This window comes from Pectobacterium betavasculorum (assembly GCF_000749845.1).
Classification (GTDB): Bacteria; Pseudomonadota; Gammaproteobacteria; order Enterobacterales; family Enterobacteriaceae; genus Pectobacterium; species Pectobacterium betavasculorum.
This window is the reverse complement of sequence record NZ_JQHM01000013.1, coordinates 31,816-47,416: the sequence shown is the minus strand read 5'-3', so window position 1 is coordinate 47,416 and position 15,601 is coordinate 31,816. Positions and strand designations below refer to the sequence as shown.

The window sequence follows — 15,601 nt, the reverse complement described above, 5'->3', positions numbered from 1 at the left end:
TTTACCTACAGGTATCACTATCATGAGACTGACATCCAAAGGCCGTTACGCCGTTACCGCCATGCTCGATGTGGCTCTGCACTCCCAGGAAGGGCCAGTTCCATTGGCGGATATTTCCGAACGCCAAGGTATTTCACTGTCTTATCTGGAGCAGCTGTTTTCGCGCTTGCGTAAGAACGGACTGGTTGCCAGCGTTCGTGGTCCAGGCGGCGGTTACCTGCTGGGTAAAAACGCGAATGAAATCGCTGTTGGTATGGTTATTTCTGCTGTCGATGAGTCTGTTGACGCAACGCGTTGCCAGGGCCGCGAAGGCTGCCAGGGTGGCGATCGCTGCCTGACGCACACGCTGTGGCGCGATCTGAGCGATCGTATTACTGACTTCCTGAATAACATCACGCTGGATGAGCTGGTGAACAATAAGGAAGTGCTGAACGTTGCGGATCGTCAGGATGCTGACACACGCCGCACCGCAAATGGACGTATCCAGGAAACGATCAACGTTAACCTGCGCGCCTGACACACCTTCAACGTGACGAGCCATCTTTACTCGTCACGTTTTGCCTTTCTGATAGCCGCATAATCCTGACCACATTACCCTATGTGGCATCGGTGTTAGTCCGACTGTCACGGCATGTTCCGACGATAAATTGTTCTGACTATAACATCGTTAAATTTTTTGCATTGGCCCGAGAGGTTGCGGGTATAAACAGCCTGTCAATAAAACAAAACGCATTGCACGTTTTGAAGTGATGTACGGAGTTTATGAGCAATGAAGTTACCTATCTATCTCGATTATTCAGCGACTACGCCGGTTGACCCGCGCGTCGCTGAGAAAATGATGCAGTGTTTGACGTTGGACGGTACGTTCGGTAATCCGGCTTCCCGTTCACACCGTTTTGGCTGGCAGGCGGAAGAGGCGGTTGATATCGCCCGTAACCAAATTGCTGAACTGGTCGGTGCCGACCCGCGTGAGATCGTCTTCACGTCAGGTGCGACCGAAGCCGACAACCTCGCGATTAAAGGTGCTGCCAACTTCTACCAGAAGAAGGGTAAGCACATCATCACCAGTAAGACCGAGCACAAAGCCGTGCTGGATACCTGCCGTCAACTCGAACGTGAAGGCTTCGATGTCACTTATCTGGCTCCTCAGCGCAACGGCATTATCGATCTGGCCGAACTTGAAGCGGCGATGCGTGAGGACACCATTCTGGTTTCCATCATGCACGTCAATAATGAAATCGGCGTAGTGCAGGATATCGCAGCCATCGGCGACATGTGCCGTAGCCGCGGTATCGTGTTTCATGTCGATGCCACGCAGAGCGTAGGCAAACTGCCTATCGATCTCAGCCAGTTAAAAGTGGATCTGATGTCTTTCTCCGGCCATAAAATCTATGGGCCGAAGGGGATCGGAGCACTGTATGTTCGTCGTAAACCCCGTATCCGCCTCGAAGCGCAGATGCACGGCGGCGGCCATGAGCGCGGTATGCGTTCTGGCACCTTGCCTGTGCACCAGATTGTCGGTATGGGCGAAGCCTACCGCATCGCGAAAGAAGAGATGACAGCAGAAATGGATCGCTTGCGTACGCTGCGCGATCGTCTGTGGAACGGTATTAATGATATTGAAGAAGTCTACCTGAATGGTGATATCGAACAGGGCGTGCCTAACATCCTGAACGTCAGCTTCAACTATGTTGAAGGTGAATCGCTGATTATGGCGCTCAAGGATCTGGCGGTATCGTCCGGTTCTGCCTGTACGTCGGCCAGTCTGGAGCCCTCCTACGTGCTACGCGCGCTAGGCATGAATGATGAGTTGGCACATAGTTCGATCCGTTTCTCGCTGGGGCGTTTTACCACCGAAGAAGAGATCGACTACACCATCGAGCTGGTGCGTAAATCTATCGGTCGTCTGCGCGATCTTTCTCCGCTGTGGGAAATGTTCAAGCAGGGCGTAGATATCAGCAGCATCGAATGGGCGCATCATTAATTCACCAGATCGGGGACGACTATCATGGCTTACAGCGAAAAAGTAATTGATCACTATGAAAATCCACGCAACGTGGGGTCATTTGACAACGCCGATCCTTCTATCGGCAGCGGCATGGTCGGCGCGCCAGCGTGCGGTGATGTGATGAAGTTGCAGATAAAAGTCAACAACGAGGGTATCATCGAAGATGCCCGCTTCAAGACATACGGTTGTGGTTCTGCCATTGCCTCCAGCTCGCTGGTAACAGAGTGGGTAAAGGGCAAATCGCTGAATGAAGCTGAAGCGATTAAGAACACGCAGATTGCCGAAGAGCTTGAGCTACCGCCAGTGAAGATTCACTGCTCCATTCTGGCGGAAGACGCTATCAAGGCCGCGATTGCGGATTACAAAAGTAAACGCGACGCGCAGTAATCTCTGCGGGGCACCGTTTCTTGCGGTGCCTGTTCTCGTCGAGGTGGCGAACGATCGAGGTAACAGTATGTCGATTTCTCTGAGCGAAAGTGCGGCACAACGCGTGAACGCTTTCATCGCAAACCGGGGTAAAGGCCTTGGACTGCGTCTTGGCGTACGGACATCCGGCTGTTCCGGTATGGCGTATGTGTTGGAGTTTGTTGATGATTTAAACGACGGTGACACGGTCTTTGAAGACAAAGGCGTCAAAGTCATCGTGGACGGCAAAAGCCTGGTCTATCTTGACGGAACCGAGTTGGATTTCGTTAAAGAAGGGCTGAACGAAGGCTTTAAGTTCAATAATCCTAACATTTCCGGCGAATGTGGTTGCGGCGAGAGTTTCAACGTCTGACCCCTCTTGGGTAGTCAGCACGCGATAGATTAATGACACGCGCTGCTACCCAGAACTCCCAGAGTACCACTATGGATTACTTTACGTTATTCGGGTTGCCCATTCGCTATGATGTGGATGGCGGCCTGCTTGTATCCCGTTTTCAGGATTTGCAGCGTCAGTTTCATCCTGACCGTTATGCTACCAGCCCAGAGCGCGAGCGTATGCTGGCGGTGCAGCAGGCGGCAACGATCAATAACGCCTATCAGGCGCTCAAGCATCCGCTGAAACGCGCGGAGTACATGCTGTCGCTGCACGGTTTTGATGTGAACAACGAACAGCACACGATGAAGGACACCGCATTCCTGATGGAACAGCTGGAACTGCGTGAAGAATTGGAGGCGATCTCGCAGCGATCGGATGCCGATGAGGCGCTGACGGCCTTCGCCGAGCGATTGCAGGCAACGATTGTTAAGCGCCGTTCGCATATGCGTGATGAACTCGATAATGAGACGTGGACAGACGCCGCAGATACCGTGCGCAAGCTACGCTTTTTAGACAAGCTCCAGCAACAGGTTGAAGAACTCGAAGAACAATTGCTGGACAGATAACTGGTTAATCCGGCGGGTAGCCCGATGGTGATTGCCATACGGGTTTTTTCGCCAGCCAATTGATGGAAGCTCAATATGGCCTTATTACAAATTAGTGAGCCTGGCCTTAGCGCCGCACCGCACCAGCGTCGTCTGGCTGTCGGTATTGATTTAGGCACCACCCATTCTCTTGTTGCCACCGTACGCAGTGGCGAAGCCCAGACGCTGATGGACAGCTATGGTCGCGATCTGCTGCCGTCGGTTGTCCACTATCGTCACGATGGTCACAGCGTTGGCTGGGATGCACGCGACAATGCTGCCCACGATCTGGAAAATACCGTCAGCTCAGTCAAACGCCTGATGGGGCGTTCTCTGGTCGACATTCAGCAGCGTTACCCTCATTTACCCTATCGTTTTCACGCCAGCGATAATGGCCTGCCGCTTATTCATACCTCGGCTGGCAATCTCAATCCTGTACAAGTTTCGGCGGACATTTTGTCTGCGCTGGCTGCGCGTGCGGAAGCGGCGTTAGGCGGCGTGCCTGATGGCGTGGTGATTACCGTTCCCGCGTATTTCGATGACGCACAGCGTCAGGGTACCAAAGATGCGGCACGTCTTTCCGGGCTGCACGTATTACGTCTGCTCAACGAACCAACTGCTGCGGCGATTGCTTATGGTCTGGATTCCGGTAAAGAAGGCGTGATCGCTATTTACGATCTGGGCGGCGGCACTTTTGATATTTCCATTCTGCGTTTAAGCCGTGGCGTCTTTGAAGTGCTGGCGACTGGCGGTGATTCTGCGCTGGGCGGTGATGATTTCGATCATCTGCTGGCGGAGTGGCTGCACGAGCAGGCTGGTGTTCACGATCGTGACGATCGCCAGTTGGAGCATGCGTTTCGTGACGCGGCGGTGAAAGCCAAAATTGCGCTCAGCAGTGCTGATGCGATCGATGTGGATGTCGCAGGCTGGCAGGGGATTATCACCCGTGAACAGCTTGATGCACTAATTGCCCCGTTGGTGAAACGCACATTGCTGTCCTGTCGTCGTACGTTGAAAGACGCGGGATTGACGGTAGAAGACGTGCAGGAAGTGGTGATGGTTGGTGGATCGACGCGTGTTCCATTGGTACGTGAGCAGGTGGGGACATTTTTTGGTCGTACGCCGTTGACGTCTATCGATCCAGACAAGGTCGTGGCGATCGGCGCGGCAATTCAGGCAGATATTCTGGTTGGCAACAAGCCGGACAGTGAAATGCTGCTGCTGGACGTGATCCCCTTGTCGCTCGGGTTGGAAACGATGGGCGGGCTGGTGGAAAAAATCATTCCGCGTAATACCACGATCCCCGTCGCTCGTGCGCAAGAATTCACAACCTTTAAAGACGGGCAGAGCGGCATGATGGTGCATGTCTTGCAGGGCGAACGTGAAATGGTAGCGGATTGCCGTTCGCTTGCGCGTTTTTCACTGCGCGGTCTGCCGCCGCTACCTGCCGGTGGGGCTCATATCCGCGTGACTTTTCAGGTCGATGCGGATGGTTTGTTGAGCGTTACGGCGATGGAGAAATCGACGGGCGTTGAGGCATCCATTCAGGTTAAACCGTCGTACGGTTTAAGCGATACGGAAATTGCCACGATGATCACCGACTCGATGCTGAATGCTAAGGAAGATGTCGGGGCGCGTCGTCTGGCAGAGCAAAAAGTGGAGGCTGCACGTGTGCTGGAAAGCTTGCACAGTGCTCTGGTGACCGATGCAGCGTTATTGAGCAATGACGAAAAAAGTATCATTGCCGCGGCATCCGAACACCTGCACATGATGATGCAGGGAAGCGATCCCGTGGCGATTGAGGCCGCGATTAAAACAGTCGATCAACAAACCCAGGAATTCGCCGCCCGTCGTATGGATGCCTCTATCCGTCGTGCGCTGGCAGGCCATTCTGTGGATGAGGTGTAACATGCCTAAGATAGTCTTTTTACCGCATCAGGATTTGTGTCCTGAAGGTGTGGTTTTGGAAGCGGAACGCGGCGAAAGTATTCTGGAAGTCGCCCTGCGTAATGGTATTGACGTTGAGCACGCCTGCGAGAAATCTTGTGCCTGCACCACCTGCCATTGCATCGTGCGTGAAGGCTTTGACTCGCTGGCAGAAAGCACGGAAGAAGAAGACGACATGCTGGATAAGGCCTGGGGGCTGGAACCAGAAAGCCGTCTGGGCTGTCAGGCGCGTGTTGCCGGAGACGATCTCGTTGTCGAGATCCCGCGCTATACGATCAACCATGCGCGTGAGCACTGATCTGAATAGGGAGGAATGGTTATGGGACTAAAATGGACAGATAGCCGGGCGATCGGTGAGGCACTTTACGATCAATTCCCCGATCTCGATCCGAAAACGGTGCGTTTCACCGATATGCACCAGTGGATCTGCGAGCTGGATGAATTTGACGATCGGCCGGATGCCTCCAATGAAAAAATTCTGGAAGCGATCCTGCTGGTCTGGTTAGATGAAGCCGACTAAGCAATATGACGGGGCTGCCTGGTTAATGCCGATCGTTTGAGAACCGAGATACACGGAGCGACCACGGGCGAGGTATCCCTGCTGGAACTTCATCCCCGTGTTTCTCCTAATATGAGGCTTACGTGACCAGTATTAGGCTGGTGGCTCATTTTATTTTCGTGCCAAAATTCGTAACATTTTCATGTCATGATGCACGGTTTATGTATCTGCAAATATGAAAAGTACCTGCAAACATGAAAAGTGGCAGGAATATCCATTATCGGAGAAGCACTATGACGAACAATACCATGCTGATTTCACTCTCCACTCAACCAGCTGATGCGCGCTGGGGAGAAAAAGCGACGCTGAGTGTGAATGAGCAGGGGTTTACCATTCATGTTGGCACGACGTCACTGAATGGCAAAGCTGCACTGGCAACGATCCAGCGTGCCGCCCGCAAAATCGACGGGCAGGGGATTAAACACGTTACGTTGGCGGGTGAAGGCTGGGATCTGGCAAACAGTTGGGCATTCTGGCAGGGTTATCGTGGGCCGAAAGGGCAAAGAACGGTTGAATGGGCTGACCTGAACGACGCCGACAAGAAAGAGCTGGACGACCGTCTTAAGATTGTTGACTGGGTGCGTGACACCATCAACCTGCCTGCTGAAGATTTGGGGCCAGAGCAGCTGGCAACTCGTGCGGTTGACCTGCTGTGTGACGTGGCCTGTGAGGCCGTCAGCTACCGTATTACCAAAGGTGAAGATCTGCGTGAACAGAATTATGCCGGTCTGTACACGGTTGGTCGCGGTTCTGAGCGTCAGCCCGTGTTGTTGGCACTGGACTATAACCCGACGGGTAACCCGGATGCACCGGTGTTCGCCTGTCTGGTCGGCAAAGGTATTACGTTTGATACCGGTGGCTACAGCCTGAAACCGAGTGGGTCAATGGATTCCATGAAGTCAGACATGGGCGGTGCGGCCACGCTGACGGGTGCACTGGCGCTGGCAGCGTCACGCGGTTTGCAACAGCGCGTGAAACTGTATCTGTGCTGTGCAGACAACATGGTGAGCGGCAATGCCTTCCGTCTGGGCGATATCATTCGCTACCGCAACGGTAAAACGGTTGAGGTGATGAACACCGACGCGGAAGGGCGTCTGGTGCTGGCGGATGGTTTGATTGATGCCTCCGAGCAGAATCCGCAGTGGATCATTGACTGCGCGACGTTGACGGGTGCGGCGAAAATGGCGCTGGGTAACGATTATCACGCACTGTTCAGCTTTGATGATGAGCTGGTTGCGGCATTGCAGGAAAGCGCGAAAGAAGAAAATGAGCCGTTCTGGCGTCTGCCGCTGGAAGAGTTCCACCGCAGCCATCTGCCGTCCAGCTTTGCCGATCTGAACAATATTGCCAGTGGTGCACACACCGCCGGTGCCAGCACGGCAGCCGCTTTCCTGTCGCACTTTGTGAAAAATTATCAGCAGGGCTGGCTGCACATCGACTGCTCCGCAACGTATCGTAAAGGTGCGGTAGAACAGTGGGCAACGGGCGCAACCGGACTCGGCGTGCGTACGCTGGCGAATCTCCTGCTGAGCAACGCCAGGTAGTCGGTTCAGTTTGCCATGCGCAGAATGTGTTGAGAATTAAAGCCGCGCTGAGACCCGTTTGAAATTGATGGCTGTTGCCGTTTATTTTATCCAGGTCTCAAAGCGTCGGTGTTTAACGTAATCATGTTGAGGAAAGTATGGAGTTTTCGCCACGTAATAAACTGGAAGAAGTGCTGATTCTGGCCGCCACGGAGCCTGCACATCGCCCTGAGTTTTTCAGCGAACTGATGGAAGCCACGGTGTTCGTGCTGGGGAGCACGGATGACGGGGGTGAATCCGGTGAGACGGTGTTGCATGCGGGCAGTAATGTAAACATTCAGCACTGGGAAAAAGACGATGGTTCATCCGCTATTCCTTTCTTCTCTTCTCTGGAAGCATTACAGAGCGTGATTACGGAAGAGACATCTTTTCTGGCGCTGCCAGTGCGTTCGCTGTTTGAAATAACACAGGGCGTGACGCTGTTTCTCAATCCTAAATTGCCGTATGGCAAAGAGTTTTTGCCGCAGGAAATTGAACATATTCTGTCTGGCGAAGGTAATGGCTTTGTTCAGCAGAGGGTTGTTGAGGAAGAGATGCAGGTCATGCTGAGTCAGCCAGCCGAGATGCCAGCACAGATGATTGATTCCCTGACCCAACTGTTTACCAAGCATCGCCATGTAAAACGGGCGTTTCTGGCACAGATTCAGGAACCGGGTGAAGAGCAGCCGCACCTGTTGATTGGCATTGATGCCGATCAGGATGAGGAAACCATCATTCGTGAAGCAGGCAGCGTCGCTAGCGATACTTTACCGGACGAGCGTCCAGTCGATCTGTGTCTGGTGAAGGAAGGCGAACCGGGCATCAGTCATTACATGATTAAACACACCACGCCGTTCTACGAGCGCAAGTGGGGGAGTTTCCTGAGGGAGTTTAAGGGAAGCGGCAACGCGTAATACCGTGGGTATAAGTTTTATGACGGCGACAGCGGATTACGATTTTTCCGCTGTCGCCTGCAACAACAGTAAATCGATCAGCATCACCAGATTCGATTCAAATGAGCTAATCTCGCCCGCCTCCGCTGCATAGTGAACTGCATCATCGTAGAGCCGGAAGTGCAAATCGGCTAACTCGCCTAATGAATTCAATGACGCGCGGGTAAACGCGATCACCTTCATACCAATGTTTTTGGCAATACGCGCCTTATCCAGCACCTGCTCGGTTTCTCCACTGCGGGATATCGCGATAAACACCTGATACTTCGGCGCGTTATTGAGAAAAATGCCTCGACTGTCTCCTAACCCGGAAGAGAATGCGTCTTTCCCCAGCACCTGAAGTTTCTTCGCCAAATATTCGGCAAATAAATGGGAAAACCCTGCGCCGTAGAGGAAAAAGTGGCTTTCCTGTCTCAGAATAGCGCTGAAGGCTGCTCTATCCTGATGGCTAATGTAGGCAAATGTGCGCTGATAATTGTCGATAAAATGCTGGAAAGTATCAGGAAGCGAGGCATCATCATGCGTGATGACCGGTGAGGGCGCGAGACGCGGATTGTCCGTAAGCAGCGTTTTGCAATGATAAATAAATTCACTGTAGCCGCTAAAGCCGATTTTCTGGCACAGCCGCATGATCGTTGCCGTGGACACATAGGTTTTCTGTGCCAGTTCCCGCACCGTGATTTTGCCGATCAGCGATGAATGTTCGGCGATAAAAGCCAGCACGCGATATTCCGCGCGCGTCAGCGCCTGACCGTGCTGCATTAACGATGCCAGCCGATTATCCACCTGCTACTCCTGAGCGATTCCTGATAGACAAGGAATAAATAGACTGACAACAACATACCGTGCGGAGTTAATCGCGCGCAATCGGAACATCATCGCGGCTGCCCCAGTCGCTCCAGGATCCGTCGTACAGCGTCACATTGGGCACATTTAATTGCGTTAGCGCCAATACCACGACGGATGCCGTTACACCGGAACCGCAGCTGGCGACGATGGGGCGAGTAAAATCCACGCCGTGCTTATGCAGAATGGTCGCCAGTTCAGCATTGGGCTTCAGCGCACCGTTATTTACCAAATCGGTCCACGGCACATTCAGGCTACCGGGGATATGACCACGGTGCAGGCCGGGACGCGGTTCGTCTACTTCTGCATGAAAGCGCGGGGCGGGGCGGGCATCGACAATCTGTTCTGATTTATCCCGGCTGATTGAGAGCACTTCATCGCGTGAGCGGATGGCGTTTTCATCCAATGTGGCGTGAAACGTGACGGGCTTGCGCGTCACGTTTCCCTGTTCCAGCGGCAGATTCTGCGCTTTCCAGCCAGCCAGACCACCACTCAGGATTGAAATGGATGTCGCGCCGAAGGTGTGCAGCATCCACCATGCGCGGGGGGCGGAGAAGAGGTTACCTTCATCGTAAATCACCAGATGCTGCTGGTTATCGACGCCCAGCTCACCCATCGCGCGTGCGAAGTCTTCGTGAGTTGGCATCATATGCGGCAGATCGGTGCTGTGATCGGACAGGGTTTCAATATCAAAAAAAACCGCGCCAGGCAGATGAGCGGCGCGGTATTCGGCATGAATATCTCGGGTGTCGTTACCCGGTGGCAACATTCTGGCATCAATGAGCGTGATGCTGCTGTCATTCAGGTGGCTGGCAAGCCAGTCTGCGGAGACAAACCGCTCATGAGAAACGGGCAAATCAGAAGACGATGCTGACATAGATCCTCCACGTTGGGGCCGACGAATTCGACCCCGAATCTATCATTGATATGCAATGATAGATTCATTGTCAGCGATTTTCCTTAATCCGACAAGTCGCAGATTATTGGGCGATACCGTCTCTATATGCTTGTTTTAATTGCGGCCAGTAATCCTGATTGGCTTCAATCATATCGTCCAGAATGGCTTTGGCGTGCTGCATGGTCGGCACGGTACGGTTCAGGGTAAATGCCTGCAACGCCTTCTCGTAACTACCTTCCAACGTGGCTTCAACCAGTAATTGTTCGGACGCCAACTGCTGCTCCAGTAAGGCACGATGGAACTGCGGTACATTCCCCATGCGCACGGGTTCCGGCCCTTGTGCGGTGATATAAGCGGGAACTTCCACCATCGCGTCGTAAGGCAGATTGGCGATGGCACCTTTATTTTCTACGATGACCAGATGACGCTGGCGGAGATCGAACGCCAGCGAGCAGGCGACGTCAACAATGAACGAACCGTGTACGCCAACGTGGAATGCATCCGGCAGAATACCGGTTTCCTTGTAGCTGGCAGCGGCCGCAAACAGCTTCTTCTCACGTCCGTCCATCACTTCGTTGGCGCGTGTGTAGTCTGGATCCTGATGTTCTACGATCTGGTTAGGCATTAGGTAATACTGCAAATACGGATTCGGCACGAACTCTGGGAAATGATCCATGACCGGTTTGATGTTACGCCATGTTTTCACCCATGACGGATCGGCGTGCTGCGGATCGGTATCGGCGGCATCGGCGGTCAACAGGCCGTAACGGGCGATATGTTCGCGCAGTTCCGGCATGCGATCGACGCCATCGACCAGCACGCGGGTAAACCAGCCAAAGTGATTCAGCCCGAAATAGTCCACCGTGATGTCGTGGCGATCGACGCCCAGCACGGCTGCGATGTTACGTATTGCGGCAACCGGCATATCGCAAATATTCAGCACGCGGGCGTTAGGGCGCAGACGACGAACGCCTTCGGCGACAATCGCGGCGGGGTTAGAGTAATTGACGATCCACGCGTCTTTATGTGCATAGCGTTCCACCAGATCGATCAGCTCGGCCATCGGCAGAATCGTGCGCAGGCCGTAAGCCAGACCGCCGGGGCCACAGGTTTCCTGCCCGACGACGCCGTGGCGTAGTGGAATTTTCTCGTCCTGTTCGCGCATTTTGTACTGGCCAACACGCATCTGTGCAAAGACAAAGTGAGCACCGGTAAACGCGGTTTCCGCATCGGTCGTGACGGTAAAGACGATGCTGTCACTGTGGTCGCGAATTACCTTTTCCACCACCGGTGCGATGATGTCCTGCCGCTGGCCGTCGATATCATACAAACGAATCTCTGCCAGCGGGAAATCCGCAAGACGTACCATCAGACTTTTTACGATGCCTGGGGTATAGGTGCTGCCGCCACCAGCAATCGTCAGAATGAATGGGGGTTTCGTCATGGTCAGTCTCCTGTTAAAGCGCGTTTTCAACTGCTTCGCGTATAGTTTTGACGTGAAGTCCGTAAACGACCTGTACGTTGTTACCCTGACGGATAACGGCTTTCGCACCGGTGTTCTTAAGCTGTTGTTCGTCTACCAAATCTGGGTCGATGAGCGTAACCCGCAGGCGGGTGTAGCAGTTATCCACCACCTCGATATTGGGTTTGCCGCCCAGCCCCGCGATGATGGTGGCTCCGACAAGCTGGGCATCACCTTTCACTGCGTCCTGCGTTTTCGCCTGATTCTCGGTCTTGGACTGATATTCGGTTTTGGAGTAAAGCTTCGTTTCTTCCTCATCGGTTTCACGCCCTGGTGTTGGCATGTCGAAATACAGAATCAGGAAGCGGAAGACGAAGAAGTAAATCACCGACATGGTCAGCCCGACCGCGATATACATCGGCCAGTTGGATTTCTCTACGCCCAGCGGCAGGTTATAGAGCAGGAAGTCGATGACGCCATTGGCACCAATCGCATGCACGCCCATGATGGAGAACAGCATCATGCCTATGCCGGTGAGCACCGCGTGAACGGCAAACAGCATCGGCGCGACGAACAGGAAGGAGAACTCCAGCGGCTCGGTGACGCCCAGTAAGAAGGAGGTAAAAGCGGCCGGAATCAGAATGGCTTTCGCCGCCAGACGTTTTTCTGGCTTCGCGGTGACGTACATCGCCAGCGCTGCGGCAGTCAGGCCAAACATTTTACTGATGCCGCGTGCATCCCAGACCACGGTGGAACTCAGTTGCTTGACGTCCTGACAGGCCATTTCAGCAAAGTAAATGTTGCGTGCGCCCTGATACAGCTTGCCGCACACCTCGGCGGTGCCGCCCAGTTCGGTGTACAAGAACGGGGTATAGACCAGATGATGCAGCCCGGTAGGGATCAGAACGCGTTCCAGAAAACCATAAATAGCGATGCCAACAGGGCCTGCACCTTTGATGGCGAAGGCCAGCCAGGTAATGCCGTGTTGAGCAAAGGGCCACAGGGCGCTCATCGCAAAGCCCAGCGCAATCGCTAATGGAATAACCAGAATAGCGACAAAGCAGTGGCCGGAATAGATCGCCATGACGCCGTTAAACTGTTTACTGGAATAGCGGTTATACAGATAGCCTGCGAACCCGCCGATCAGAATACCGGCGAAAACGCCCATTTCCAGCACCTGAACGCCCAGCACCATTCCTTGCCCAGCAGGGCGCATCTCTGCGGCTGAGACGAGTTTCCCCTGTAGTTGCAGCGTGATATTCATGGCATTAATGAAAATGATGAACATCACCAGACCGATCAGTGCAGCATAGCCCTTGTCGCGTTTTGCCAATCCGATAGGAATACCAACGGCGAACACTAACGCCAGGTTAGCCAGAATCGCTACAGCAGATTTGGAAACCAGTTGCCCAAAATCTTGAATTAAGGGGTGATTAAGTAGAGGAACATAGCCTGCTAAGTTGCCATTACCGAATACATTCCCAAATGCGATGAATAGCCCGACAATCGGGAGTATCAGCACCGGCCCATACAGGGACTTGCCGAAATTTTGCAATGCATTGACCGCTCTTTTCATTATCAGCCCTCTTACTGGCCATTCTGGTGGGTACAACAGCAAGGCTAGCAGTGAACGCCAGAGGGATTCCAGTTATCTTATTGTTTTAAAAACAAATAACCTATAACGTTACAAGTAACCTTCAGAACTGTGATCGCCGATGATTTGTTACATTCCGTACAGGGGCGGTGGGGAACGAAAAAGCGCGATGCACAATCGTTAATGAAGGGGAAATGAGAGGTAATATTTTTTTAATAAAATGTTATCTACTTGGTAGGCAACAAAGGTCAGTACCCCTATAATTTGCGCCACTTTCACCGGCCGGGTATACAATTCTTATAATCCGGCTGCAATCTGACAGTTTAGTTAATGAGGTCAATATGACGATAGAACGTACCTTCTCCATCGTAAAACCTAATGCGGTTGCCAAGAATGCCATCGGTGCGATTTATGCACGCTTTGAAAGCGCAGGTTTTACCATCGTTGCGGCTAAAATGCTGCGCCTGAGCCGTGAGCAAGCAGAAGGCTTCTACGCTGAGCATAAAGGTAAGCCGTTTTTTGATGGCCTGGTTGAATTCATGATGTCTGGCCCGATCATGGTGCAGGCGCTGGAAGGTGAAAACGCCGTTCAACGTAACCGTGACATCATGGGTGCGACGAACCCAGCCAACGCGCTGGCGGGAACGCTGCGTGCCGATTACGCGGACAGCTTCACGGCGAACGCGGTGCACGGTTCAGATTCTATTGAATCTGCTCAGCGTGAAATTGCTTATTTCTTCAGCGACGACGAAATCTGCCCGCGCGCGTAATTCTGCCGACGGGTAAAATCACGCACGATCATTTTTTGTGCGTGATAACAGGTAAGCGCCTGTGATATTGCTTTTTTTCATTGTGTCAGTGCGTGACGTTGACGTGGTGGCACAGAAAAAAAGCGGTGATGGTAGCTTACCTGTTTTAAACTTTGTACAATGCTGCGCCCCGGATGAGCCTGCACTTGCCCGGGGCGTTTCTTTGGTCATTACCATCGAACTCCACCTTCTTCTTTAGCGCCATAACGTGTAACAACGAGGCCAGGATTTACAATGTCTAAGCAAATCGCGTCTGAAATCATCGTATCTGAAATGACCGCATCTACCGCTGTCGCATCTACAGCAACTGTATCCGAGCAAACCGTGTCTGAATTCTCTCCGGCGTCTGCTGATGCCCCTCAATCCGTGAAAGCCAGTGCGGAAAAAATTAACCTGCTGGATCTCAATCGTCAGCAAATGCGTGACCTCTTCATGTCGATGGGAGAGAAGCCGTTTCGCGCCGATCAGGTCATGAAGTGGATGTATCACTACTGCTGTGATGATTTCAACCAGATGACGGATATCAATAAGGTTTTCCGCACCAAATTGCAGGCGATCGCTGAAATTCGCGCACCCGAAGTGGTGGATGAACAGCGTTCTTCCGACGGCACGATCAAGTGGGCGATTCTGGTGGGGGGACAGCGAGTTGAAACGGTTTATATTCCAGAGGAAGATCGCGCTACGCTGTGCGTATCGTCTCAGGTCGGCTGTGCGCTAGAGTGTAAATTTTGTTCAACGGCACAGCAGGGTTTTAACCGTAACCTGCGCGTATCGGAAATCATTGGTCAGGTGTGGCGTGCGGCGAAGATCATCGGTGCTTTTAAAGTTACCGGCCAGCGCCCGATCACCAACGTGGTGATGATGGGAATGGGCGAACCGCTGCTGAACCTGACTAACGTGGTGCCAGCAATGGAAATCATGCTGGATGATTTCGGTTTTGGTTTGTCCAAGCGTCGCGTGACGCTGTCCACGTCAGGCGTCGTGCCTGCATTGGATAAACTGGGCGATATGATTGATGTTGCGCTGGCGATTTCACTGCATGCGCCAACCGACGACATTCGCAACGAAATCATGCCGATCAACAAAAAGTACAACATCGAAATGTTCCTGAGTGCGGTGCGCCGCTATCTGGAAAAATCCAATGCCAATCAGGGTCGTGTGACCGTTGAGTATGTCATGCTGGATCATATCAATGACGGTACTGAACATGCGCATCAGTTGGCTGAATGCCTGAAAGATACGCCGTGCAAGATCAACCTGATTCCGTGGAACCCGTTCCCTGGCGCGCCGTATGGCCGTAGCTCAAACAGCCGCGTTGACCGTTTCTCCAAGGTGCTGATGGAATATGGCTTCACGACCATTGTACGTAAAACCCGTGGGGATGACATTGACGCTGCCTGCGGTCAGTTGGCGGGTGAAGTCGTGGACAGAACCAAGCGTACGCTGAAGAAGAAAATGGCCGGTGAACCTATTTCGGTGAAAGCGGTCTGATAACGAATGGCGTGGGCTAACGCAGAAGCACTAACCTGTTTCTTGCCGCTGATGTCGTTTTATCAACGTAATTTGCAGGGAAAATG

The 15,601-nt window shown here is 52.9% G+C and carries 16 protein-coding genes; 12 read left to right on the top strand and 4 right to left on the bottom strand.

Going from position 1 to position 15,601, the window contains the following annotated elements:
* Positions 1–22 precede the first annotated feature (22 nt).
* The 10 genes from iscR to sseB all read left to right on the top strand — a co-directional run bounded on the left by iscR (position 23) and on the right by sseB (position 8,376).
* Positions 23–517 (top strand): Fe-S cluster assembly transcriptional regulator IscR, encoded by a 495-nt coding sequence (iscR, locus tag KP22_RS17660; protein ID WP_039306127.1) that lies wholly within the window; start codon positions 23–25, stop codon positions 515–517.
* A gap of 252 nt (positions 518–769) precedes the next feature.
* Positions 770–1,984 (top strand): IscS subfamily cysteine desulfurase, encoded by a 1,215-nt coding sequence (locus KP22_RS17655; RefSeq protein WP_039306129.1) that lies wholly within the window; start codon positions 770–772, stop codon positions 1,982–1,984.
* Positions 1,985–2,008: 24 nt separating this feature from the next.
* Positions 2,009–2,395, top strand: a complete 387-nt coding sequence (gene iscU, locus KP22_RS17650; RefSeq protein ID WP_005970177.1) for a Fe-S cluster assembly scaffold IscU — start codon at positions 2,009–2,011, stop codon at positions 2,393–2,395.
* Between the two features lie 67 nt (positions 2,396–2,462).
* Positions 2,463–2,786: an iron-sulfur cluster assembly protein IscA gene (gene iscA, locus KP22_RS17645; protein WP_014916217.1), complete on the top strand. Its 324-nt coding sequence runs from the start codon at positions 2,463–2,465 to the stop codon at positions 2,784–2,786.
* A 71-nt stretch (positions 2,787–2,857) separates the two neighbouring features.
* Positions 2,858–3,376 (top strand): co-chaperone HscB, encoded by a 519-nt coding sequence (gene hscB / locus KP22_RS17640; protein ID WP_039306134.1) that lies wholly within the window; start codon positions 2,858–2,860, stop codon positions 3,374–3,376.
* A 75-nt stretch (positions 3,377–3,451) separates the two neighbouring features.
* Positions 3,452–5,302, top strand: coding sequence for a Fe-S protein assembly chaperone HscA (gene hscA, locus KP22_RS17635; protein ID WP_039325467.1), 1,851 nt, complete (start codon positions 3,452–3,454; stop codon positions 5,300–5,302).
* Between the two features lies 1 nt (position 5,303).
* Positions 5,304–5,639 (top strand): ISC system 2Fe-2S type ferredoxin, encoded by a 336-nt coding sequence (gene fdx / locus KP22_RS17630; RefSeq protein ID WP_039306140.1) that lies wholly within the window; start codon positions 5,304–5,306, stop codon positions 5,637–5,639.
* Between the two features lie 21 nt (positions 5,640–5,660).
* The gene (gene iscX / locus KP22_RS17625; protein ID WP_005970169.1) at positions 5,661–5,861 is read left to right on the top strand and encodes a Fe-S cluster assembly protein IscX; all 201 of its coding nucleotides are present in this window, start codon (positions 5,661–5,663) and stop codon (positions 5,859–5,861) included.
* Between the two features lie 272 nt (positions 5,862–6,133).
* On the top strand, positions 6,134–7,444 hold the full coding sequence (gene pepB, locus KP22_RS17620; protein ID WP_039306144.1) for an aminopeptidase PepB: 1,311 nt from the start codon (positions 6,134–6,136) through the stop codon (positions 7,442–7,444).
* A gap of 137 nt (positions 7,445–7,581) precedes the next feature.
* Positions 7,582–8,376, top strand: coding sequence for an enhanced serine sensitivity protein SseB (sseB, locus tag KP22_RS17615; RefSeq protein ID WP_039325465.1), 795 nt, complete (start codon positions 7,582–7,584; stop codon positions 8,374–8,376).
* A 36-nt stretch (positions 8,377–8,412) separates the two neighbouring features.
* Here sseB and KP22_RS17610 read toward each other — a convergent pair whose 3' ends face one another.
* From KP22_RS17610 to KP22_RS17595, 4 genes are all read right to left on the bottom strand, one after another.
* Complete coding sequence (locus KP22_RS17610; protein ID WP_039325463.1) at positions 8,413–9,201, bottom strand: MurR/RpiR family transcriptional regulator; 789 nt, start codon at positions 9,199–9,201, stop codon at positions 8,413–8,415.
* Between the two features lie 67 nt (positions 9,202–9,268).
* The gene (gene sseA / locus KP22_RS17605) at positions 9,269–10,138 is read right to left on the bottom strand and encodes a 3-mercaptopyruvate sulfurtransferase (RefSeq protein WP_039306153.1); all 870 of its coding nucleotides are present in this window, start codon (positions 10,136–10,138) and stop codon (positions 9,269–9,271) included.
* 103 nt (positions 10,139–10,241) lie between these two features.
* The gene (locus KP22_RS17600; protein WP_039325461.1) at positions 10,242–11,603 is read right to left on the bottom strand and encodes a 6-phospho-alpha-glucosidase; all 1,362 of its coding nucleotides are present in this window, start codon (positions 11,601–11,603) and stop codon (positions 10,242–10,244) included.
* 13 nt (positions 11,604–11,616) lie between these two features.
* Positions 11,617–13,197, bottom strand: a complete 1,581-nt coding sequence (locus KP22_RS17595) for a PTS transporter subunit EIIC (RefSeq protein WP_039306159.1) — start codon at positions 13,195–13,197, stop codon at positions 11,617–11,619.
* A 359-nt stretch (positions 13,198–13,556) separates the two neighbouring features.
* On the opposite strand from KP22_RS17595, the gene ndk reads away from it, so the two are divergent.
* Positions 13,557–13,985: a nucleoside-diphosphate kinase gene (ndk, locus tag KP22_RS17590; RefSeq protein ID WP_014698955.1), complete on the top strand. Its 429-nt coding sequence runs from the start codon at positions 13,557–13,559 to the stop codon at positions 13,983–13,985.
* A 312-nt stretch (positions 13,986–14,297) separates the two neighbouring features.
* Positions 14,298–15,515, top strand: coding sequence for a dual-specificity RNA methyltransferase RlmN (gene rlmN, locus KP22_RS17580; protein ID WP_081923407.1), 1,218 nt, complete (start codon positions 14,298–14,300; stop codon positions 15,513–15,515).
* Positions 15,516–15,601: the final 86 nt, after the last annotated feature.